This window comes from Paenibacillus plantarum (assembly GCF_013141695.1).
In the GTDB taxonomy this organism is placed as follows: Bacteria; Bacillota; Bacilli; order Paenibacillales; family NBRC-103111; genus Paenibacillus_E; species Paenibacillus_E plantarum.
Genome location: NZ_WHNY01000019.1, coordinates 1 through 24,586, shown reverse-complemented (window position 1 = coordinate 24,586; position 24,586 = coordinate 1). Strand labels below are relative to the sequence as shown.

The following is a 24,586-nucleotide window of genomic DNA, read 5'->3' as shown; positions in this document are numbered from 1 at the left end:
GCCAGAAACCCCCACCTCACGACGCTGTAACGATGAAAAACACGCTTACAGCAGCGAAAGTGTCAGAAACCCCCACCTCACCACGCTGTAACGACGAACGCTGGGGCGGATCTTTCATTTTATTAAGAAGCATTACTTTGTACTGGTAAAGTTTATACCGTGCTTTTTCGCTAACGAATAGAATCCAAATACAGCGGTAACAGCGATGAAATAAGAAACGAAAGTCCAGCCAATTGTCCACCCATGGCCATATTCCACCTTGCCAGTGAGATATGTGATATATTCGAGACATGTCAGTGTAATCGAAATTAAAATGAGGACAACTAGAGGATGTTTTTTCTTAAAATCAATCCAGTAGATGCCAATACAGGATGCCAAGGGATAGAGTCCAATGTCAAAAGGAAGCGCAGAAATCGTTTCATCATCCTCAATTTTTGGAGTGAAATCCCAAAATTGCACGTGATAGCCAATCGCATTGATAAGCGATGAGATGATGGCAGAAACGGGAAATATGAGTATGGCGATGGTTGGAGCTTTTTTAAACCAGGCTACCCCGAATAACCAGGGAATAACAAAGCCTATTAGGATATTAATGAAAATACGTCCCACTCCTCATGATTGTAGATACTTTTAAGTATGACCAGTCCATTTCGGACTTAAACTCTATGTAACGCTTCAGTTAATTTGATACACTGACTTTTGCCTGGAATATCCCTCCAAATTTGATCATGAAAAAAGTGATTACATGACATAACAAAAATCCAGTTTTCCGCAACATATCTTCATGTACGTCAGCAGGTTTGATGCTTATAGTTGTATATATAAGCGATTACAAGCTCACACCTGAGGAGATGTTGAAGATGAATAAACCGAATATTATTGACACAGATGTCCATAATGCGATAGCTCATTCGAGAGATCTGCTGCCCTTTTTGCCTAAGGTCTGGCACGATCATTGGCTGTCTGCCGGACCAGGCTATGGCGGTGGCTGGCATTCTCCAGTAGGAGTGATGCGCAAAGACGCTGTGCCTGATGGTGGAGGAATCCCTGGCAGTAATCCGCAGCATATGTTGAAGCATCATTTTCATAAATATGGCATTGATTATGGGATACTGACCGGTTCTGGGATATTGGGGATTTCCTTGAATCCGAATCCAGACTATGGCAATGTTGTCGCAAGTGCTTACAATGATTGGCTGGTCGAAACATGGTTGAAGGCAAGTCCTGTGTATAAAGGATCCATCTTGATCAATCATGCTGATCCGATTGCGGCTGCGAAGGAAATTGATCGTATGGCCAAGCACCCGGACATGATTCAGGTTATTATGTGCAGCGGCTCTCGTATGCTGTTCGGTCAGCGCTTTTTTCACCCTATCTATGAAGCGGCTGAGCGTAATGGACTGCCTGTTGCCGTTCATCCAGGTACAGAGGGAAGAGGGATTGCAGGAGCTCCGACGCCATCGGGCTATCCCACTTCGTATTTGGAATGGCACAATATTTTACCAATCAATTACATGTCTCATGTCAATAGCTTAGTGTGTGAAGGGGTATTCGAAAAGTTTCCTAAGCTGAAATTTGTTGCGATTGAAGGTGGCATAGCTTGGCTTCCACATCTGATGTGGCGAATGGATAAGAATTTCAAAGGACTTCGAGATTTAGTGCCTTGGCTCAAAATATTACCATCCGATTACATGAAAGATCATATTCGTCTGACGACTCAACCGATTGAAGAGCCAAGCAAGCCAGAGCATATTAATCAAATATTAGATATGCTAGGCGCGGATAATATGGTTATGTTCTCATCCGATTATCCACACTGGGATTTCGATAATCCCAAGATGGCGCTGCAACCCATTCGCAAAGACTTAAGACAGCGTATTCTGGTTGATAATGCTTTGGAGTTATATGGACATGAGACCTTCCCAGCGCCGATCGCTGCAACTTCTTCTGTTCGTGAGGGGGATTCCTCACAATGAGCAAATTGAAATCCAGATATGCAGCCGCCAGCGTCCAAGAACTTGCAGAAAAAGGACGGAAAGTTGTCGAAGTAAAAGGCATTGAAATTGGTGTCTTCCTTGTAAATGGGAGTTACTATGCATGGCGTAATATGTGTCCTCATGCGGCTGCTCCTGTCTGTGAAGGTGTCGTGTGCGGGACGCGACTGCCCTCCTTAGTTTATGAATATGAATATGGACGGGATAAGGAAATCTTGCGTTGCCCATGGCATGGATGGGAGTTTGGTTTGACGGATGGCAAGCATTTGGTCGAAGGCGGCGTGCAATTGCGAGGTTATGAGGTAGAGGTTGAGGGGAACGAGATCTATGTGCTCATTTAAACCAATGCAGTTGGAGAGAGTTAGAGCTTAGTTTCTTACATGGAGTCGCACAAAAAAACTGGAGAAGAGCTCCAGCGAAGTGGCTACCGGGTTTTGTTACAAATGGGAACAGGTCTGGCTGCGCAATTGGATGCTGCTTTGTACAAAATCGAACAACACCTCGCTCAGGATATTTCCTGACGAGGTGTTGTTTTCGTTAGTCCTGAATGACAGTTATTGTCTTTTCTCCGCCAACATAAATGCGATTCGTGCACGGATTAAGCAGCAAAGAGCCGGACCCGGCGCTAACTTTGAGCTTTGCGAGAGGCTTTAGGCTGCTGCCATGATAGACGATTAGTGGAACTGCACCCGTTTCTGTTGATTCTGAAACGAATAAGTGGTTTGTTCGCGGATTAATCAACACATCGGAAAAAGCAGGTACGGTTAACGAACCAATAACTTTGTTCGTTCTGCTATTCAGAACAAAAAGCCGTCCCTTCACAGAAATTTGGGCACTTGAAATATAAATCCGACACGTAAGAGGATTTATCGCAATTTCTCTTTGCCGTCTTCCAAGATGAACCTTTCGGACATGGAGGGTACGCAAATTCACTACCGAACTGTACCTACTTAGATTATTAGCAACATATAGTTGATTTGTTTTCCTATCAAGAACAGGTGTGATGACAGGATTTCTTCCGACTTTCCGTGTGGCTATGATTTTATTGGTATCTCCTCGGACTACGGCTAATGTATCCGTAGTTGTATTCGTTACGTAAATACGATTCGTCAAAGCATTGACTAGTATTTGCGAAGGGCGTCCTTTGAATGGAATTTTGCTGTGTATTTTATTGGTTGCTCCGTTCAGTACGACGAGATTGGCGTTCCGCGAACGTAAGGAGATCGTTGAAACGTATACAAGATTCGTATGAGTGTTGACCGCGATATGATCGCTGCGTTCACCAACCTTGATGGTAGAAATAACACGGTTCGTAAGGCCGTTGATAACGGAAACGGTGCCATCGTAAAAGTTGGATACATAAATACGATTCGTACGCGTATTGACAGCCATGTAGGAAGGCATTTTACCAATTTGAATGGTGGTTATGATTTTGTTCGTTTTGGTATCCAGAACACCAAGGTGGTTGTCACCTTGAATAACATATAGCCGACTCGTTAAGGGATTGATAGCGAATTGTACAGCCGGACTGCTGACGGGAATAGTTGCAATTAGGCGTGGTTTGGTCAATGAGATTCTAGGCTTTGTAACGCGCACAGCTTTACGGATAATCATAAAGACTCCCCTTCCTCAAGACATGTGGTACTTCAATCATATTCATGACCACGCTAGTAGGGAACTGGTAGACTGAAGTTAGAGTATCGGTGCACAACTTTTGAACCGTTTCAGCGTCAAAATTGCATGAGTATGATTACGAACGACTATCTAAGGAGGCATGGTAATGGCACAGGAGTATACTGGAATTGAACGCATTGGGGATGTAAAAGCTAATCTTGGCGAAGGTCCCGTCTGGGACCACACGACAGGGCAATTAATCTGGGTGGATATTAATGGACAAGCCGTACATCTGTATAAACCCGCAGACGGAAGCAACCGGACAATTGCATTGGATCAAAAGGTCGGAGCCGCCGTGCCCAGACAGCAAGGTGGCATGGTTCTAGCTTTGGAGCGAGGCTTTCATCTGTTGGATTTGGAAACCGAGACATTATCACCTATTGTGGATCCTGAGAGTCATTTACCAAATAACCGGTTTAATGATGGGAAATGTGATCGAGCTGGCAGGTTCTGGGCAGGCACGATGGCACTAAGTGAGTCGGTCGCAGCAGGTTCACTATATTGTCTGGATATCGACGGAACCGTTCGTACCCTCGAGGATGGCTGCATTACGGTATCCAATGGATTAGGTTGGAGCCCGGATAACACCATCATGTATTACATCGATTCTCCGACGAAGAAAGTCGTAGCCTATGACTATGATGGTGAGTCTGGGAGCATCTCCAATCCGCGCACGGTTGTTATCATTGCAGAGGATGAAGGTTTTCCAGATGGGATGGCTGTGGATAACGATGGCATGTTATGGATTGCGCAGTGGGGAGGCTGGCAGGTAGGGCGGTATGACCCCGCGACGGGTGAGAAAATAGGATCGATTGCTATTCCTGTGGAGAGAACAAGCTCTTGTGCATTTGGCGGGGAGCACATGGATGAATTGTATATCACGACGGCTAGAGTAGGAGTCAGCGAAGAGGAGAGCGTGAATCAGCCTCTTGCAGGTGCTTTGTTTCGAATAAAGCTAGATGTGAAGGGCCCTCGGGCGAATTTTTACAGGGGTTAAGTCAAGTCAGCTCAAATGAGTAGAAAGAGTTAAGCGCATTTACGCTTAGCTCTTTTTTCTTTGCATCGTGTACGAGCCGCCATGCCTTTTACAATAATCGTTGTCTATCCCGATACAATCAGCTACGATTAGGACATCTTGCGACAATGAGCCTGAGGAGCGATGCCAGATGGGAATCAAGCTGAAACCTAGATCCATTCAGACGAATCTATTTATGATTTACTCCATTATGATTGTTGTGGTTACGCTGTTCTTGGTGACCTCATTCTATACGTACGAGTCGACGACTGTTAGGAAACGAACGTTTGAATCCTTTCAAGATTTATCCCAAAGTCTATCGAATACTGTATAAGCTGCTGCCGTATATGTACACGCAGGCTAAACTTAGCTCCGAACAGGGGCATCCGCTCGTTCGAGCGTTGTTCTTCGAGTTTCCGCAGGATGCCACGTCGTGGTACATCGAGGATGAATATATGCTAGGAACTGTCATCCTAGTTGCACCGCTCATGGAAGAAGGCACTGGCCGAAATGTTTACCTTCCTGTGGGTGAGTGGATGGATTACCAAACAGGACAAGTGTATACGGGAGCAGCTTGGTACTATATCGAAGCGGTGGACATTCCGATTGTGATGCTGGTGAGAGAAGGGACGGCAATCCTTCACTTGAAGTCTGCGGCGTTGACGACCCAACATCTGAATTGGGAGCAACTAGTGTGTAAGATGTATGTTTCAGGAGATGCAACGGAACGCATTCAAAGTACATTCTTTCATCCTATGGAGCAAAAAATGTACGAGATCGAAATTGTACATGAGCATGGACGGTTTGAATTCTCGGATGCGACGAAGCAAGCAATCCATGAGAAGCAGTGGGAGCTTGTTCGAAATAAGTAGTTGTGAAGAGCCTTGCGATACACCGTGGGGCTCTTTTCTAATTATACATATGTTAATAAACTGAATATTGAGGTAAAGGTTAAAAAATTAGTCATAATGGTCAAATTGTTTTCTTATCCTGCTTTCTTTTCATAGTTAATATGAGAGGAGTATCACACAACGGACAAGCAGCCGTTAGACAAGGTTAAAAGAAAGGTGGCTAGTTCATTTTATGAAAGCGCTTTATATTATGCTGTCAGAGACAGGCGACAACTTAGATGATATGGAGGTGGGGACATGTTAAAAAGAAGTATATCTGCCATGTTAGCAATTACGATTTTATTTAGTTTATTTACTTTTGGTTCTGGCGTAACCCTTGCGGCTGGACCTAATCAACCTGTGGTTTCGACAACCACACATTCCGTTAGCTTAACTTGGACAGCCATACAAGGAGCTAACAGCTATAACGTTTATCGTTCGCCGATCAGCAATGGTACATTTACCAAAATCAATGCCACGGCCATTGCATTAACCAGCTATACGGATGAGAGTTTGGCAGCAAATACGAGATATTACTACAAGATTTCATCGGTAAGCGCTGGCGTAGAATCCGCTCTATCTGTGGAAACATCAGGTCTAACTGAGCCTGATTTCGGACCCAATGTGTATGTATTTGATCCGCTCGCGGATCCGACACAAACGGCTACCGCCGTTGAATCCAAAAGTGCCGAACTATTTACACAGCAAGAAACCAATCAATTCGGTACGCAAAGGTATGCCATGCTTTTCAAACCAGGCGCCTATAAGGCTAGTATTAAAGTGGGCTTCTACACGCAAGTATCTGGTTTAGGGCAAGTTCCCGACGATGTCACCATCAATGGCGGCGTAACGGTGGATGCCAACTGGATGACGAATCATAATGCTACTCAAAACTTTTGGCGCTCTGTCGAGAATTTGGCTGTAGCCCCATCTAACGGAGATATGAAGTTCGCAGTATCACAAGCAGCACCTATTCGACGCTTGCACGTGAAAGGTAATTTGTCACTGCATGACCAAGGAGGTTGGGCAAGCGGCGGATATTTGGCAGACTCGTTAGTTGATGGAACTGTGAATTCGGGATCCCAGCAGCAATGGTTCACTAGAAACAGTAAATGGGGTACTTGGAACGGATCCTTATGGAATACAACCATTGTTGGCTCCGAGAATGCACCAACCGAAGATTGGCCTACGAAAGCTTTCACAGTCGTAGACAAAGTTCCGGTTATTCGTGAAAAGCCATTTCTGACCTTCGATTCGGTGACTAACAAGTATAAAGTGTTTGTGCCGGATGTGGTCGCTAATAAAAGTGGAACGAGTTGGTCAACAGGGACGACGGCGGGAACGTCCATCGCGATTGAAGATTTCTTGATTGCTGATCCGTCAACATCAATAGCTACTATTAATGCTGCGCTTGATCAAGGCAAACACTTGTTGTTTACGCCGGGGGTTTATCATTTCACGGATACGGTTAAAGTAACGAAACCTAATACTGTTGTGCTCGGTCTTGGACTAGCAACCTTGCATTCAGACAATGGCATTATGGCCCTTTCCGTAGCGGATGTAGACGGTGTGAAAATTGCCGGTCTTCTCTTTGAAGCAGGAAGCGTGAACTCACCTGTCCTTATGCAGGTAGGTTCTAAAGGCAGTTCCAATGATCATTCGGCTAATCCGACATCTTTGCATGATCTTTATTTCAGAGTTGGTGGCGATGCGCTTGCCAAAGCTGACGTCAGTATCGAAATCAACAGTAATAATGTTATCGGTGACCATTTCTGGGTATGGCGTGCCGACCATGGTACGGGTGCTGGATGGGATTCCAATACGACCATTAACGGAATGATCGTCAATGGAAATGATGTAACCATGTATGGACTTTTTGTGGAACATTTTCATGAATACCAGACGGTATGGAATGGAGAAAGGGGCAGGACTTACTTTTATCAAACCGAAATTCCCTATGATGTTCCGAATCAAGAAAGATGGATGAGCAACAACGGCACGGTGAATGGTTTCGCTTCTTATAAAGTAGCCGATTCGGTAAATTTTCATGAAGCTTATGGCTTAGGGATTTACTCCAATTTCACAGGCGGTATCGTTTCGATGGAAAGCGGTATTGAAGTTCCAGATAAACCAGGGATTAAAATTCGTCATGCAACGACGGTTTCGTTAAATAAAAGAGGCGAGATTTCGCACATCGTTAATGCGATGGGAAGCGCAGTCAATCCAGGATTGATGCGAGCGACGCTTGGCGATTACGTTTATCGAACGGTTGCAAGTGTGCTCGGAGTAAATGCTGCGACAATTGCAGGGAAATCTCCTAATTTACCGAATGTGGTTACGCAAGTGTTTACCGATGCAACCACGAAGCAGGTACCTGTAGCGTGGGAAAGTATCGACCCTTCCAAGTATGCGTCCATAGGAAGCTTTAGTGTGAATGGAACGATCAGTGGCAGTGCAACACCAGCGGTAGCAAATGTTACTGTAACAGCGGCTCCGAATGTAGCTGTGACAGGTATTGTCATCTCATCTGCAGGCAACTCAAGTTCGATTGCAACCAAGGATGGCACGCTGCAAATGTCTGCAGTGGTTACACCTATGCATGCTGATAATACAACGGTTACCTGGTCTGTTGTCAGTGCGAATGGAATAGCAACGAATATGGCCACGATTAGCAGTGATGGTTTATTGACAGCGATGAAGGATGGGTCTGTGAAAGTGATTGCCACTGCGAATGATGGCTCAGGTGTAACGGCAAGTCAGATGATCACGATTAGCGGACAGATTTTAAAAGTGAATAGTATTACAGTGACTGGCCAAAACAGTGTAACAGCAGTAACCTACAAGGGCGCTACACTTCAAATGCTTGCCAATGTACTCCCCTTAAATGCAAATGATAAAACATTTACTTGGTCCGTTGTTAATGGTACGGGCACAGCGTCCATCGACGCTTCCGGTGTTTTAAAAGGACTAAGTGACGGAACCGTTAATGTCATTGCAACTGCCAAGGATGGCTCCGGTATAACGGGTACACAAACGATTACTATAAGCGGACAATCTTTGGTTCTAGGTAATGGTTGGACGTGGGGGGTTCCAGGAATTCGAGACACCGAAAGTCGAGATAACTGGGCTATCAATCCTGCGAATCCGAATTTCATACGATTAACGACGATTGAAGGAAGCTGGGGAGGCACTAAGCCTAGTAACATACTTCTGAGAGCCCCAGGCACAGCTGACTTCTCGATTTCCACCAAATTAAAATTTGATGCGGATAAAAGCTTTGAATGGGCAGGCTTAATTGTTTATCAAGATGACGGGAATTTAATCTCATTAGGACGTCAAGCGAATGGAAGTCCTGCTGCTAAACAAATCCGCTTTTCACAAGTGAAAACCGGCACACAAACGGATAAAAATTATTCAGATCCTGTGGCTCCTGGGGATATTTATTTGAAAATTGATAAAACAGGAACGACGTACAAAGGGTATTACAGCTCTGATGGTGTTACTTGGACACAGGTGACAGACACCTTTACAATCACTTTGACAACGCCTAAGGTAGGGGTATTTGTTAGAAAGCTAAACACGAGTATTGCTGCTAAACCAGCAGAATTTACAAATTTCAAAGTCGGCAGCACAGTCATACCTTACTGGATTCCGACCACATCTGTGCAGATTTCAGCTGCAAGTGGAGTAAGTGCAATTACATCAGATAACGGCACGTTGCAAATGTCTGCACAAGTGTTGCCTGTGGATGCGAGCTCGAATTTCGTCACTTGGTCTGTTTATAACGCAGACGGAAGTGCGACAGATAAGGCAAGGATCAGCACAACCGGATTATTAACCGCAGTTAGAAACGGACAAGTGAAAGTAGTAGCGAACGCTTATGATGGTTCAGGTGCAGCAGCTAGCACACTAATCGACATTTCAGGCCAAATACTTACTCCACCTACGGTAGAATACGTTATTTCTGGAGATGGCCAAGCTTGGATCGGTTGGACACCAATGGATGGCTCGGTTACCTATTCGGTCTATCAGAGATCAGATGACACTGCCTATGGAAATGCTGTGTCTACTGTGAATGGAAATGTGTACAGCTACAACGTAACAGGCTTGGATAACGGCAAGACGTATTATTTGATTGTTAAAGCGAATTATCCAGCCAAAGTCAGCGAAGCTTCGAACGAGGTAAGTGCGACGCCGCAGATTGCTGTAACTGGCATAACGCTCAACAATTCGATCGTTAGCTTGACAGTAGGTAACACAACTAGATTAATAGCTGCTGTACGTCCTGCAACTGCTTTTAATCAAGACGTGATTTGGCGTTCAAGTAATGCCAATATTGCCAGAGTAGATGCCGAGGGGACGATTACGGCAATCTCACCAGGTACAGCGGAGATTACGGTAACGACCGTGGATGGCAGTTTCACTGCGACAGCTTCTGTTACTGTATCAGCAGAGTCATCTTATGTTCCTGTCGCTCCGCCAACAAAGGATCATGTCATCATTATCAAACCAGATCAACTAACAAACAGTCAGAACGGCATAACCACTGTTGCGATTCCAACTGACACTTCAGAGATCAAACTTCCTGGGAATATTACGGATTTAATCTCTCAAAACAATTTGGCGATCAAGTCAGACGCATTAACCCTTTCGTTCCCGTCCAAAGTACTTAACCAATTAACGGACAAGCTTACAACGGAGCAAATAAAGGGGAGTTCAATAACGCTGAAGTTTGGCATCGTGGCTCAAGGAGAAGCGAAGAATCTCATCAATAGCAATAGTACGAATACGGACAATAAACTAGTTGGCGATGTGTACGAGTTCCATTTGTTCATTCAAACTGCAGATGGGAACAAAGTTGAGCTTTCCACGTTCAATCAGCCAATTATGATTGAGTTGAAGGTTCCAGCAAGTGTGAATCCGACTTTGGCAGGCATCTATTATATTGCCAATGATGGAACACTGACGTATGTGGGTGGCAAATTAGATAAAGATGTCATCAAAGCTGAGATTAATCACTTCAGTAAATATGCTGTGCTTGAAGTATCCAAAACATACTCCGATGTGCCTTCCAGCCATTGGGCTTCCAATGTGATCAAGGAGCTTGCTGCGAAGCAGATCGTTGAGGGTACGAGTGCGACAACCTTTGAACCTGAACGCAGTGTTACTCGTGCCGAGTTCACAACGCTTCTAGTGAGAGCTTTGAAGCTTACGGAAAAAGGCGAAATGGCATTTGCCGATGTGAAAGCAAGCGACTGGTTCGCAAATAGCGTTTCCATCGCAGTGAAGGCTGGTATTGTACAAGGCAGAAGTGCAACGCTATTTGATGCGAACGCACAGATTAGCCGTGAGGAAATGGTTACTTTGCTTCTTCGAGCTTACGAGTTCAAGAATGGGAAAGTCACCAGACCAGCTACTCAAACTTTCGCAGATGAAGACCAAGTCTCTTCATGGGCAGCAGAATTTGTGAGATCGGCAGCAACGCTGCAATTGATTCAAGGACGCGGGGAGAACCAATTCGATCCGAAAGGCATCTCAACGCGTGCCGAAGCTGCACAAGTTCTATTTAATCTTTTGGTAGCTACGAAGGCGCTTTAAGAGGCCTATGGCTGCGGTCCTAAAATAGGCTAACAAAATGGCTGATCTGTATAGTAGAAGTTTCTACTAGCGGTCAGCCTTTTTTCATGCCGAATATTGTTTGCGGAACCGAAGTGGTGACATGCCAATAGCGGCTTTGAAGCAATTCGAGAAGTATGGCGCATTAAGAAAGCCAATATGTTCAGCGATTCGCGCGATGGACCACTCGGTTTTGATCAGCAGCAGCTTCGCCTGCTCCATTCGATAGTCGTGCAGATAGGCCATTGGCGTGCAATGATAGATTTCTTTCATACATCTGACGATATAGTTCGGGTGAAAATGAAATTCAGCGGCTAGTGAGCTATTCGTCACATCGGATTGATAATGCTGGCGCAAATACGCTTCGACTTTGTCGGCGAGTATCAGGGCAGGTGACGCATCGTTGCGGGAATGTCCAGCATCAAGGAGACGTAGCAGTTCCATGAAAAGCTGCTGCTCACTCCAATATGTCTCTGAACGATGATGAGCCGAGTCAGTCAATAGTTTGCGGAGATGTCGTTCGGCAAGCGCGAACTCGGGTGGAGCACTATATTGCGGGATGCGGATCCGGTACGGATTTTCCCAAGACTTCCTAACTTGTTGAGGGTAAACAGTCCCTACATCCTGATCCGATGTCTGCTGCCAGGCTCCTTGAAAGTCGAAATGAATCCAATAGAAAACAGTCTCGGCGTCACAGCCTTTAACGGGATAATGGTAGCGATCTGGCAGGAGTAAAAGGGCTTGTCCCTCCGCAACCTCCCATTCCTTGTCATCTTCACCGATATATAAGGTCCCTTTGGTCACCCAGAGAAGATCAAAAATGCCCAGATGACGTCGACTTGGATGCATTTCGCCTGGACGGTAGGTGGACAAGCCAATTATGAGGTAATAGGGCAGCGGTGGTAGTTCCATCCAGATATGGCTAAGTTCGCTCATCGACTCGCCTCCATTGTGAAGTGTTAAATTTTATATAAAATAAGTTGGAATTATTCATAGTTTCTCTTTATTCATAAGGATAAACTGTAAATAGTGGATAATCAAATGTTATATAAAATTGAATGACAAGAGGAGATTCTACATATGATGAATTCCACAAGTAAACAAGCTGCAATCACGAAGATACGCATACAAGATGAATTCTGGAATCCGTTTATGGAGCTTGTACGGGGCACAGTGATTCCGTATCAATGGGATGCTTTGAATGATGCGATTGCGGATGCAGAGCCTAGTTATGCCATTCGCAATTTCCGTATTGCAGCAGGGCTTGAAGAAGGAGAGTTTGGCGGGTTTCTTTTTCAAGATAGCGACCTTGCCAAGTGGCTCGAAGCAGTTGGCTATTCGCTGGCGAACACGCCAGATCCTAAATTGGAACAAACGGCAGATGAGGTTATTGATTTGATTGCCAAAGCTCAGCATGAGAACGGTTACTTAAATACGTATTTTACGATCAAAGAGCCAGGGCAGGCATGGACAAATTTGTATGAAGCGCATGAATTATATTGTGCGGGACACATGATGGAGGCGGCTGTTGCTTATTACAATGCGACGGGAAAAAGAAAACTGTTAGATGTCATGTGCAAATTCGCTGATTACATTGACACAATTTTCGGTCGTGGACCTGGTCAGATCAGAGGCTATGACGGCCATCAAGAAATCGAGCTTGCACTCGTTAAGCTTGCTCAGGCAACGGGGGAAGAACGCTATGTGAAGCTGGCGCAATTTTTCATTGATGAGCGCGGTGCTGAACCGAACTTTCTAGTTGAAGAATGTAAAGCAAGAGATGGCTACAGCTATTGGACGCAAAAGAAGCAATCGATTCCGACAGTCGCGCAAATGGCGTACAATCAAGCAGATAAGCCGGTTCGCGAGCAGGAAGTGGCCATCGGTCATTCGGTGCGTGCGGTTTATATGTATACAGCCATGGCCGATCTTGCCAGATTGACCGGAGATGAGTCTTTGCTCACGGCCTGTCGCCGCTTATGGGATAATACAACCAAGAAGCAGATGTACATCACAGGGGGGATCGGCTCAACACATCACGGTGAAGCATTCACTTTCGATTATGATATGCCCAACGATACGGTTTACGCTGAAACGTGTGCCTCAATTGGCCTTATTTTCTTTGCTCAGCGTATGCTGCAGCTAGAAGCGAAGAGTGAATATGCGGACGTCCTGGAGCGCGCGCTGTACAACAACGTTATTGGCAGCATGTCTCAGGATGGCAAGCATTATTTCTATGTGAATCCGCTGGAGGTTTGGCCCAAAGCATCGGAGTTAAATCCATCTCGCCATCATGTTAAAGCAGAACGGCAGAAGTGGTTTGGCTGCTCATGCTGTCCTCCGAATGTGGCACGCCTGCTTAGTTCATTGAACAGTTATATCTACACATCTTCGCCGGTACAAAATACCATCTACACACATCTGTTTATTGGCAGTGAGGCTCGCTTTGAGCTTGCTGTTGGCGAAGTTGCATATACCCAGCAGTCAAAGCTTCCATGGGAAGGTTATGTGAGAATAGAGCTAACGCTGGTTCCGCAAGATCCGTTTACACTTGCGCTGCGCATCCCGTCCTGGAGTCAGGGCGGAGCAATTATGAAAATCAACGGTGTACGAACCGCTTATGAGACGGTGAATGGCTATGCATCGGTTGAGCGACAATGGGAGCAAGGGGATATCGTGGAGTGGGAGCTTGCAGTCGAGGCACAGTTGACTATCGCTCACCCCGCGATTCGAGCTAATGCTGGTAAAGTTGCGATTGAACGCGGACCTCTCGTTTATTGTTTGGAAGAAGTGGACAATGGTACACCGCTAGCCACCGTATCGATTGATGTCATGCAGAAGCTGCAAGTGAATTACGATGCAGGTTTGTTAGGCGGAGCCGTTGTAATTGAGGCGGAAGGTCATGCCAATGAGTCCTCTTCTTGGTCGGAGGATACACCGTATCGTCCATTTACCCTGCAGGAGGTTTCGGAGCGAGTGAACCTGAAGGCGGTGCCGTATTATCTCTGGGGCAATCGAGGGGTAGGCGAGATGACAGTTTGGATACGCAAGGGCGGCGTGTAAACCGTTGTGAATGATGGAAGTCCTTCGGAGATGAATCCGAAGGACTTTTTATTGCGCTAGCACGGGAACCGCGTGGATCTGGCGCTGGAGCATATGATTAGGGCGATTTTATGTTCTCACGTGGAAATAAATGGATTCTCTACAGCTAAATCTCTCGATTTTCCGAGCAAACGCAGAATAGATGGAAAACCTACAGTTAAATTTAATCAATTTTGCTGATCTGAAGAAAAGAGGCGGGATTAGCTACATGAATTCCATGTAAATCGAATTTTCGAGCGAATTTCGCGTAATTAGCTGCATATTTTCCATGTAAACAAGTTGAGCCTCTCCAAACCCTCCAAACCCTCCAAACCAACCCCCACCAGCAACGCCCACCAACAACGTCTGTCAAAAATGTCCACCTTTTAACGCCACCATTATTGTCCCGTCCGTATCCTGCACTTATTCTTCGTGCTCTGGCCTTCCGTCCAACCAATCCTCCAGCGTAGCCACGCGTGATGGATATTTGTAGCTTCTGGCTAGGAAGCCGATGCCATGTTGAACCATTGGATCCTGATCTGTAGGCTGATAGCGCAGATCAACACTCCAGCGAACCGTATCGGACATGTTAGGAGTGGACATATGGAGGCAACGATCATTGAACAGAATTGCGCTTCCTGCGGATACAGGCAGGGCGACGGTTTCCGTTTTGCCAAGCTGACTATCTTTGAGTGCCGTATACCCTGTTCCAGTGTGCGTTTCACGATGCCACTTGAGCACACGTTTGCGATGTGTTTGGGGCTTGATATGGAGGCAACCATTGACTTCATTCGCATCGACAAGTGGGATCCAGACGGTAATAACGGGATTTGCATTCGCATCCGGCCAATACGATTTATCTTGATGCCAAGGAACTGCGCCAGCGGCTACTTTCGGGACCTTCGGCCGCACGTTGTATACCGGATTAGCGAATAGCTCTCCGCCAATTAACGATTCTACCGCGTCCAAAATTTTCGGATTGCTTATCAAGGTGAAGTATCCAGGGATGCGGTCGCGCCAGCTTCTGCCGTATTTCAAGAAGTTTTCAGCGGATAGATCCTGAAATAGCTCAGCTAAGCGATTTGGAAAGGGCCGATCTTCAAGCTTATCGGTAATAAGTCCATCCGCGAACAGTTCGTCCGCAATCATCGATACCTTCTGAGTCATCGCTTCACGCGCAGAGGCTAAATCTTCCTCCGACAATAACTGGGGGATGATGAGATAGCCTTGTTCTTCATAAAACTGCGATTGCTCGTTAGTTAAACTTCCGCTTACATTTTGCTTGATCAACCTACTCACCCTCCAACAAGTGTTGTAATATAGAAAATATAACATGTTATGTGTTCGTTGTATTTGCTTCACTGTTCGTCAATTGATCAATTCTTCCGATCATTCCTATCGTCAATTTACTAAACGAATGCGAGGGTTACGATGACTACCTTATCTTCTGTGAATCCCTATGTAAGAGTGGGCCATTATTATCAATTTCCAGTCGAACGAAACCAAGCTGAGATGGGCAGGATCGGATACTGCTATGCTTTTCATTTCGTTGCCGGGGGCAAAGGGACAGTGTCCACCATGGGGAAAACATATCCGGTAAAGAAAGGTGATCTGATCTATTTCCCACCTGAAGTGGGTCACTCCTTTTACGCCAATCCTGATCATCCGTTAGCCACCTACAACTTGTATTGTGATCTCTGGAATTATCAATTGAGAAGTAGTCAACATCTTGTTTGGAAAGAGTCTGATTTTGATCGTGACTTGCTAACGCACATTGTTCCGTGTTCAGAGTTGGCCATGCTACCTGTCGTTACGCCCATCCAGCATGACGCGTCGCTTGGTCAATTATTCATACATGCCGTGACCCAGTCCATGAAAAGTGACCACTACTCTGAATTAATCGTAAGCAATCTTCTTAAAGCATTCTTTCTAGCGCTTGTACAAATCGCCTCAACGCCACACTTCATCGATTACCGAATCATTCCGATCATCGAGCGAATGGATAAGGAAGCGAACGCAAGTCGAGGTTACGACGAATGGATGAGCCAATGCGGGCTTCGCAAAACGCAATTTCATGAGCTATTCAAGCAAGCGACCGGCATCTCGCCCAAAGCATACTGGACCAAAGCCATTATGAGGCAAGTGGAAGCAGCCTTGTGGGAAAGCAACCGTTCCATAACGGCCATTGCGGAGGACTTCGGGTATTCATCGGTCCATCATTTTACCAAACAATTCACCCAATTTCATGGTGTTTCGCCAACAGAGTTCCGGAGGAGGAAAACTTAGAGTTAATATGCGATATGGTTCCTGTACCATAAGTTAGTTCAATATCGGCTTAAATAACTAGTATGTTACGATTTCTTCCATAAACTATAATTTGTCTTAGAAATGGAAGGAGGGACCGCCAATTTGGTAAGCGCTTGCATTTGAAAAAGCGGGTTGATTGGAAGCAGTATGCAATGATTTTCGAATTCGACTAAGGAATGATGGAGGAAAAAAGAAAACAAACGTTATGAAGAAGAAGTTATCCGCTGTCATGGTATCCGTCATGATGTTCTCACTGTTTGCTTCCGTCGATTTTGCTTACGCAGATGCCACTACACCAACTACTTCGACTACAACGGCAACGACACCAGCGGCAACGACACCAGCGGCAACGACACCAGCGGCAACAACGATGGACACGGCATCCAAGTTTAAAGCTCTCAAAGACAAAGGTATTTTCGATGGTTCCGACGAAGCAGGGTCAGCTGAACTCGATAAAGAGGTGACGCGGGCTCAGCTTGCCAAAATCTCCGTTTTGTTGAATGGTCTAAAGGAAGATGTTCCCTCCAGCGCCATATATACAGACCTAGCAGAAGCAAGCTGGGCGGCAGGTTATATCGGTGCAGCAACCAAAGCGGGCTATATGCAAGGTGTGGAGAAAGATCATTTTGATCCAGCCGGCTTAGTCACGATCGAACAAGCAGCTTCTGTGCTTGCACGTGTTTTCAAGCTGGAGGCAGATGAAACCGATACGGCCAAAGTGAAGGGCATCGTGTCCGATTGGGCGAAAGGGAATGTGGCTTCTGCAATCAAAGTGGGGCTCTTGGCGGACATGGCTGATTTCACCAAAACAGTGAATCGCGAGCTTCTTGTCAATGCCGCATACGCTGCTTATCAGCTGATTCAAGCCGGGGGTCCCGCCATGTCCAAAGTTTCTGTGGCTGACTTTAAAGCTACGGGCGCTAAAACTCTCGTGGTCAAATTGAATGGCTCACTCGCTGACACGAGTAAGTTGACGGTTTCCATTCTTCGTGGCTCCATTACAGGATCAGTCGTTACAGGTGCTCAGAAGTGGAATGCCAATAAGAACGAAGTGACGATCACGTTGGACACGAAAATGACAGAAGGCCTTTATACGGTAAAAGCTGAGGCTGTCAAAGATGGCGGTTTAACGGTGGATAAAGGCACAGCAGAAGTGTCTGTTGGCAACGAGAAAATCACGCAAATTGATTTCACGACACCGTCGGATAAAATTGCTCAAGGCAAAGTCAAACTGACTTTTAAAGCTGTGAATCAGTACAAGGAAGTATCCGATCTGAGTGCAGCCGTATTTACCATCAATACAAGCCTAGATGGAGATGCGATACCTGCGGGTGATTCACAGTCAGTCATGCTCGATGTTACCCATGCCGTCTACAGCAACAAGCTGCGTCAAGACTCGCAAGTGATCGTCACCATCATGGCTCCGGATTACTCGGTGACAGCGAATAAGACATTTACGGTTGGTGAATTGCAGTCGGTAAGTAAAGTTGAACTGAGCGATGTTGTTTATGTGAGTGGGAAGACGAAATTCGAGGCTGGTGATCTGGTTTCGGTTCCTTACAAGGCTTATGACCAATATGGTTATCCCGTTACGGATTTGGATATTTTAACAAACAGTACGTTAACAAGCTCCACTGCAACAGGTGTAATCGATATGTCTGCAACAAGTCCTGCAAGAGGATTTGACTTTATTGCTGACGAAACCGGAGATGGCATTCCCGAGTTGAAGGTCAAAGCTGCTTCTAGCTTTACTAATTTCAGCATCCAGGACGTCACACTTACGCTGACGGGACTTGGATCAGGCCAATCCGTTTCCAAGGTGATGAAAGTGGCTGCTTCCAAAGCGCCTTATGAGATTAGCATCGGTAACTTCCCGAATACGGTAGCCGTGGGAGACGAGGATTTCTACTTGCCAATCGTTGTCAAAGACCAAGGCGGAACGATCCTTACGACAGATGAAATTGTAGAAAATGCCGATAAGATAAGTGTATTTGGATTATCAAACGGCAGTATATCAGTTGGCGCCAAGGATTCACTTGGCAGACTAATTGGAGGAATCGAGAAGAGTGGTGCAAATAGAGGTACAATTCGCCTCTCCGATTTAAAAACGTTATCAGACGTAAATAAAGGTCCGTTAACGATTAAAGCTGCGCTCCTCACAAGTGAGAAAACGGCTGTGAATAGCACGAATATTGTTGCCAAGCGTTTTCCGAAAACCGTGTACTTTTCCGTTGTACCGAAACCTAAGATGCTTCCTTCGCTCGAAATGGTGAATGGAAGAACGGAGAATGCATTCCGTTTGAAGTTCAAAGATCAGTATAATGAGGATTTTGATCGCGATTACCGAGGCTATTCGATGAAATTATCTTTTGCCAAAACGTCTGGTACGGTTACAGATGCAGTTTATGTACTCAGAGGAAGTACAACTGCCTTCTTGGACACAACTAAAACATCGTTTATCGTAAGAGGTGTAGATGGCACGGTAGAAGGTTATGACTCAGGTAAAGTGTCAACCGATTTCGGTTATTATCGGGATCGCGATTTCTTCTTTATTGCCAAGGTTGGCGATAACAATGAAGGTACGTACCAGGTTACAGCTCAGTTGTTTAAAGGAGATGAAGCTGCGGTTGCCGCAGGATCAGCATCCTTAATGTCAACAGCCATTGGTACGACGCAGCTCCTGAAAGGTCGAGAAGCCAATAACTTGGTGTATACACTGACTCCATTTGCTAATGGCATTTATGCTGTCGATAAGGTTAAGGATACGTTGCAAGGCTCTGTTACGAATGTCATTAATAACGTGTATTCAACAGAAAGTGTATCTTTAGAGAATATGTTCTCGGGCAAAGTTGTACTCACGGCCAAGGATGCTAACGGCAATATTGTTCAGCTCCCGAACAACACGATTCAACAGTTGAAATCGATCACGACTTCCAACACGAGAGCTTCTTCCATTGTGAATAAGCCAAGAGCTGATGGTGCTGTTGCAAACGCTCCTGACGGATATGGGATTCGTGGTAAGGATGCTGGAACAACTAGCATTTCCGTGCTATTCAAGCCATCTAACTACACAGGCAATAAAGTAGCTTTCCTTGATAACATCGCCATTAAAGATGACCCTTTAGTCGTTAGCTCACTAACAGCAACTTATAATGGGAAAGCAAGAATTATGGGATTGTCGCAGCTGAAAGCAGGCGTTAACATTTTTACAGGTAATACCATCGATACGGTGGCTAAGAAATTGTTGCTGAAACAAACGTTTAGCAATATTACGCTAATGGATCAATATGGTAACAATGGTTTTAGAAACAGCTCTGTGATCCGTGTAGCACCCATTTTCGGTATTCAAATCTTTATTAGCAATGTCAAATGGACGAATGATAACATTGTACCAGATTCAGGATATCTCGCAGTTGAATCCAATATTACAGGTGTTAACAATGTGAATGGATTGTCTAACCAGCCTTATCCGTTAGCAGGAGATGAAACCACTGGCTATACCTATCCATCCACAGACGCGGATATTGGTGCAACCGCAGGCGGTAAAGTCGATCCTACCGACTGGGTATTCTCCACGATCAATAGTAAGATCAGATTATATCGCGGAGATGCGAAGTATATCTACAAACCAGCAACATCAGCGATTGATGGAACACCTGTCGAGGTGGCTTCTTTCACAGCAACAATGATTACAGCCAACGGGAAAAGCATTTCGGTTGATGTGTACCCGGATCCATCGAAGTAATGTAAAAGAGGCTATCTCAAGAGTCAATTTTGACTTTTTGAAATAGCCTCTATTTTCGCTAATGACGGATGAGTATTAATCCTGTTTCCCGCATCTAACTGGATTTTCTCCATCTAATCCTCAAAATTCGTCAGATTCGAGCAAATTAGCTGTAGTTTATACATCTAAACACGAAGTGGCAGTCACCATGATTTCATATGCCTCAAACCAGCGATAATCCTACCAATCCAGCCTCAATCCTACGCCCAACCTCAGTATGCGTCGAACACACGATTCACTGTGGATTTGGATAACTAACTGAACACATGGGCATTACATTGTATCGAAAGGAACGTAGATGCGCTATTTCGGCGATATCGGTTTCAATTGGATCCAAGCGGAACGTAGATACGCTATTTGCCTTATTTTCGCGATTTTTGGCATTATTGAGCTAAATAGGGCACTGTCGTTCCCCTTCGATACCTATTTCGTTCAGTTATCCGTAAATAGCGTATCCTCGTTCCCTTTCCTCAGGGTTGTCTTTTGGGACAGCTCCTTTTTGAATTTTTACCACCAATGATTATCACCTCTTGACAGTCAAGTTGTCATAGAAGTTATCCGCGTGAAGTAAGGATAAATAAACCAGAAAGGGGCGAGAAACGATGGAAACAACGGATTCAAATGAGTCCTCCTCAGAGGCAAATATGCGCTGGCATTTAGGTGAAGGAGCAGGAATCGTCTGGGACATTCATCTCGGACATCTTGCCCACCAGGATCATGTCGAAATGAGTGGGAAAGAGGTTTCCCTCATCGTGATGTATGGTGTAGATTCGGAAGGGGGCGTTATTTTAAAGCGCAAAGTCGTATGGCCTGGCTTGCGCACGATTCCGAATGATACGCATGCTAGTTTAATGGAGGCATTTGGACAGGAGCTTGTGCCTTGCATGCGTGTTGGGGGGCAATTAGTTCAAGAAAAGTTGTTTAGAATCACGTTCGACGGGATACTGCAATTAGCCTCTGTTTCCGATCAAGGGGTTCTGGTCCGTAGAACTGTCTTTCCAGCGAGAGATAAACCATATGCACTAGAACGCGTAGAAGTTCAGAATATGACGGAGGACAATGTGCAGCTCGAGATTGGACCGATTGCAATTGTATACTATCGCAGAGGTACCAAAGGGGTCTATATGGTGGAAGCGGGTCATGATGCGCCAGCAGTCGTGGAGCTGAAAGCAGGTGAGAAGCTGGAATTCAAGAGTTGGATCTGTGCTTCGACTTTGCATGGATCCCATGAAAGTCTCGATGTGTTATACGAGGAAAGGAAGCGGCGGCAATTCTTGAAGGAGATCGGATCGTCATTGCAGCTTGAAACGCCAGAGCCCCTTTTGAACCGGATGTTTGATTTGGCCAAAATCCGTGCGACGGAAAGTATTTTTCGCACCAAGAACGGTTTCATGCACTGTCCCGGTGGCGGATCCTACTACGCGGCAGTCTGGACGAACGATCAAGCGGAATATGCGGGTCCGTTTTTTCCTTTTTTAGGCGAACAAGATGCCATAGAGGCATCCTTGAATGCCTATCGACTTTATATGCCGTTCATGGGACCTGACTTTCATCCCATACCATCCTCTATCATCGCCGAAGGCGTAGATATTTGGGAGGGGGCGGGAGATCGAGGGGATGCGGCGATGTACGCCTATGGTGCGGCGCGGTTTGCGCTGGCGAGCGGCAGTCGAAGAATAGCCGAGGAGCTGTGGCCAGCTATCGAATGGTGTCTGGCCTTTTGCCGGCGGAAACGAACTCAAGCTGGCGTTGTCGCATCAGATTCGGATGAACTGGAGAATCGCTTTCCTAGCGGCGACGCCAATCTGTTCACTTCCTCGCTTGCGTACGGTGCTCTTCTTTCGTCCGCTCACCTTGCGCGAGCAGTTGGGAAAGCGGAGCAAGCTCCACGCTTAGAGGAGGAGGCGGCTGAACTGCGACAAGCGATTGAGTCCCATTTTGGTGCAACCATTGAAGGATATGAGACCTATCGCTATTATGAAGGGAACGACATTCTGCGTTCGTGGATTTGTGTACCGCTGACAATGAATATCTTAGATCGCAAGGAACAGACGATTGCAGCCTTACTTTCTTCGCGATTGTGGGTGAACGGCGGAGTTGTCACACAGGCGGGGGAAACCACCTACTGGGATCGCTCCACTTTGTACGCACTTCGGGGTATTCTCAATGCGGGCGAAACGGAGCTGGGGATCACACATCTGCTCGAATATTCGCGGAACAGATTGCTTGGCGAACATGTTCCCTATGCGGTTGAGGCATTCCCCGAAGGTAATGGGCGACACCTCTCTGCGGAAAGCGCGCTTTACGCAAGAGTCCTTGTCGAAGGCTTATTCGGCATCGTGCCCACGGGTCTTCGTACCTTTTCCTGTTCGCCTCGAATGCCTGAACACTGGGACACTATGGCGCTTCGTTCAATTCGAGCGTTCGATTCATGTTTCGATCTAGTTGTTACCCGTGGAGATGAAGGGGTATTAGTAACATGTGTGACACCAGAGAAGCAGGAGATTTATCTTTGGAATCAAGATAGCCCGATAACAATTCATCTGCGGTAAAAAAGGAAAACCGATGGGTCGCTTCAAATAAAATCATTTGAAATCTTCCCTATACCGTTCGAAATTTGGTATTATCTATTATGACGAAATCATCAGGACCTATGGAAATATTTTAATTTCGTATGAAAATAGGTTATGATAGGGAATGAAATCATAATAGAAAGTGGGATCCATAGTGGGACGTAAATGGAATAACATAAAAGAGAAGAAAGCTTCGAATGATGCAAGTACGAGTCGCGTGTATGCGAAGTTCGGTCTTGAAATTTATGTAGCAGCACGCAAAGGTGAGCCTGACCCGGAATCAAACCGTGCGTTGAAAGTCGTTCTTGAACGCGCCAAAACGTATAATGTACCGAAAGCGATCATCGATCGCGCGATTAACAAAGCCAAAGGCAGCTCTGATGAAATTTATGAAGAGCTTCGTTATGAAGGCTTTGGACCGAATGGTTCCATGGTTATTGTGGACACGCTAACGAATAATGTAAACCGTACCGCGTCAAGCGTTCGTGCCGCATTTAGTAAAAATGGCGGTAACATGGGGGTAACGGGTTCCGTTGCTTACATGTTCGATGCGACAGCGGCGATCGGTATTGAAGATAAAAGTATTGACGAGATTATGGAGATTCTGATGGAAGCAGACGTAAATGTTCGTGATCTTCTTGAAGAAGAAGACATGGTCATGGTGTATGCGGAGCCCGAGGAGTTCCACGCTGTTCAAGAGGCGCTCAAAAAGGCTGGGATTACGGATTTCGCAGTTGCGGAATTGACGATGATTGCTCAAAACAACGTCACGTTATCCGATGACGCACAAGTTCAGTTTGATAAAATGATTGATGCGCTGGAAGATTTAGAGGATGTTCAGCAAGTGTATCACAACTTGGAATAGGTATAACGGATGCATACAGAGGAAGCAGCTTCGATCTCAGATCCAAGCTGCTTCCTTTTCACGTTTTCAGTTGGACACAAGCGGGTTTATGTAAGCGGATACATACAATCGGGGGCATTGGAAGAGCCCGATAGATGTCCCGGGGGGAAGCCGCTGCAGACGTTGGATGAACGCGGACTGACGGAGAATACGATTGCGGTCTTTACATCGGACCATGGTGCGTATTTAAGTGAGCACTGACTTGTCCATAAAAACAATCTGTATGAGACCGCTTATCGTGTACCTATGCTGATGCGTTGGCCTGCAAGTATTCCACAAGGGGTAGTTGTGGATAAGTTTGTGAGTGTCGTTGACTTCCAGCAAACGATGGCTGGTTTGATGGGTGTGGCAGCGAGTGGTAAAGAGCAGGGTAGCGATGCGTCACCTTTCTTGCGTGGGGAGGATCCAGCATGGAAGGGTGAAGTGTTTGTTTAAGGGCAAGGGGGAAGTGAAGATTCCCCCTTTAGTGGCCTTGCTGATGTGTGACATGTTGGTTGCGAATTGAGCCGGGGGATGAAGTAGAAGTAGAAGTAGAAGTAGAAGTAGAAGTAGAAGTATGGATGGCTGGATCAGAATTGTGATTTTGTGATGAAAATTTCGTAATTCCCCTACGTGCCAGATGAATAGATGGATTTTCTCCAGTTAAATAATGGGATTTTCCGAGCAAAAGCAGAATAGATGGAAAACCTCCAGTTAATATGAACCATTTCACCCGTTCTGAGTAAAAATGGTAGTTTTAACTACATAT

17 protein-coding genes are annotated in these 24,586 nt (G+C 45.7%); 13 read left to right on the top strand and 4 right to left on the bottom strand.

Features of this window, described 5'->3' with window-relative positions; all coding sequences use genetic code 11:
• Positions 1-132: 132 nt before the first annotated feature.
• Positions 133-609, bottom strand: a complete 477-nt coding sequence (locus GC096_RS06185) for a CBO0543 family protein (RefSeq protein ID WP_171629384.1) — start codon at positions 607-609, stop codon at positions 133-135.
• 251 nt (positions 610-860) lie between these two features.
• On the opposite strand from GC096_RS06185, the gene GC096_RS06180 reads away from it, so the two are divergent.
• Together GC096_RS06180 and GC096_RS06175 are read left to right on the top strand one after the other, a co-directional pair.
• On the top strand, positions 861-1,976 hold the full coding sequence (locus GC096_RS06180) for an amidohydrolase family protein (RefSeq protein ID WP_246302606.1): 1,116 nt from the start codon (positions 861-863) through the stop codon (positions 1,974-1,976).
• Positions 1,973-2,335 (top strand): Rieske (2Fe-2S) protein, encoded by a 363-nt coding sequence (locus GC096_RS06175; protein WP_171629383.1) that lies wholly within the window; start codon positions 1,973-1,975, stop codon positions 2,333-2,335. The genes GC096_RS06180 and GC096_RS06175 overlap by 4 nt, the downstream gene beginning before the upstream one ends.
• A gap of 196 nt (positions 2,336-2,531) precedes the next feature.
• Here the strand turns inward: GC096_RS06175 and GC096_RS06170 are convergent, their stop codons facing one another.
• Complete coding sequence (locus GC096_RS06170; RefSeq protein WP_171629382.1) at positions 2,532-3,608, bottom strand: YncE family protein; 1,077 nt, start codon at positions 3,606-3,608, stop codon at positions 2,532-2,534.
• A gap of 166 nt (positions 3,609-3,774) precedes the next feature.
• On the opposite strand from GC096_RS06170, the gene GC096_RS06165 reads away from it, so the two are divergent.
• The 4 genes from GC096_RS06165 (at position 3,775) to GC096_RS06150 (ending at position 11,171) form a co-directional block, all read left to right on the top strand.
• Positions 3,775-4,665: an SMP-30/gluconolactonase/LRE family protein gene (locus GC096_RS06165; protein WP_171629381.1), complete on the top strand. Its 891-nt coding sequence runs from the start codon at positions 3,775-3,777 to the stop codon at positions 4,663-4,665.
• 169 nt (positions 4,666-4,834) lie between these two features.
• Positions 4,835-5,017 carry a hypothetical protein gene (locus GC096_RS06160; RefSeq protein WP_171629380.1) on the top strand — a complete coding sequence of 61 codons (183 nt, stop codon included), beginning with the start codon at positions 4,835-4,837 and terminating at the stop codon, positions 5,015-5,017.
• Entirely contained in the window at positions 4,971-5,555 is a 585-nt protein-coding gene (locus GC096_RS06155; RefSeq protein WP_246302605.1) for a glycoside hydrolase family 31 family protein, read from the top strand. Before GC096_RS06160 ends, GC096_RS06155 begins: the two co-directional genes overlap by 47 nt.
• A gap of 276 nt (positions 5,556-5,831) precedes the next feature.
• On the top strand, positions 5,832-11,171 hold the full coding sequence (locus GC096_RS06150; RefSeq protein ID WP_171629379.1) for a pectate lyase-like domain-containing protein: 5,340 nt from the start codon (positions 5,832-5,834) through the stop codon (positions 11,169-11,171).
• Positions 11,172-11,255: 84 nt separating this feature from the next.
• Here GC096_RS06150 and GC096_RS06145 read toward each other — a convergent pair whose 3' ends face one another.
• On the bottom strand, positions 11,256-12,125 hold the full coding sequence (locus GC096_RS06145) for an AraC family transcriptional regulator (RefSeq protein ID WP_171629378.1): 870 nt from the start codon (positions 12,123-12,125) through the stop codon (positions 11,256-11,258).
• A gap of 144 nt (positions 12,126-12,269) precedes the next feature.
• Here GC096_RS06145 and GC096_RS06140 point away from each other — a divergent pair, with 144 nt between their 5' ends.
• Positions 12,270-14,252 carry a glycoside hydrolase family 127 protein gene (locus GC096_RS06140; protein ID WP_171629377.1) on the top strand — a complete coding sequence of 661 codons (1,983 nt, stop codon included), beginning with the start codon at positions 12,270-12,272 and terminating at the stop codon, positions 14,250-14,252.
• Between the two features lie 441 nt (positions 14,253-14,693).
• Here the strand turns inward: GC096_RS06140 and GC096_RS06135 are convergent, their stop codons facing one another.
• Entirely contained in the window at positions 14,694-15,560 is an 867-nt protein-coding gene (locus GC096_RS06135) for a phytanoyl-CoA dioxygenase family protein (protein WP_171629376.1), read from the bottom strand.
• Between the two features lie 141 nt (positions 15,561-15,701).
• Between GC096_RS06135 and GC096_RS06130 the strand changes: the two genes are divergently transcribed.
• The 6 genes from GC096_RS06130 to GC096_RS06105 all read left to right on the top strand — a co-directional run bounded on the left by GC096_RS06130 (position 15,702) and on the right by GC096_RS06105 (position 24,273).
• Positions 15,702-16,556 carry an AraC family transcriptional regulator gene (locus GC096_RS06130; RefSeq protein WP_171629375.1) on the top strand — a complete coding sequence of 285 codons (855 nt, stop codon included), beginning with the start codon at positions 15,702-15,704 and terminating at the stop codon, positions 16,554-16,556.
• Between the two features lie 226 nt (positions 16,557-16,782).
• Positions 16,783-20,322 carry an S-layer homology domain-containing protein gene (locus tag GC096_RS06125; protein ID WP_171629374.1) on the top strand — a complete coding sequence of 1,180 codons (3,540 nt, stop codon included), beginning with the start codon at positions 16,783-16,785 and terminating at the stop codon, positions 20,320-20,322.
• A 641-nt stretch (positions 20,323-20,963) separates the two neighbouring features.
• Positions 20,964-22,913 (top strand): glucosidase family protein, encoded by a 1,950-nt coding sequence (locus GC096_RS06120; RefSeq protein WP_171629373.1) that lies wholly within the window; start codon positions 20,964-20,966, stop codon positions 22,911-22,913.
• 175 nt (positions 22,914-23,088) lie between these two features.
• Complete coding sequence (locus GC096_RS06115; RefSeq protein WP_171629372.1) at positions 23,089-23,799, top strand: YebC/PmpR family DNA-binding transcriptional regulator; 711 nt, start codon at positions 23,089-23,091, stop codon at positions 23,797-23,799.
• Positions 23,800-23,808: 9 nt separating this feature from the next.
• The gene (locus GC096_RS06110; RefSeq protein ID WP_171629371.1) at positions 23,809-24,039 is read left to right on the top strand and encodes a hypothetical protein; all 231 of its coding nucleotides are present in this window, start codon (positions 23,809-23,811) and stop codon (positions 24,037-24,039) included.
• Positions 24,040-24,057: 18 nt separating this feature from the next.
• Complete coding sequence (locus GC096_RS06105) at positions 24,058-24,273, top strand: sulfatase/phosphatase domain-containing protein (protein WP_281366742.1); 216 nt, start codon at positions 24,058-24,060, stop codon at positions 24,271-24,273.
• Positions 24,274-24,586: the final 313 nt, after the last annotated feature.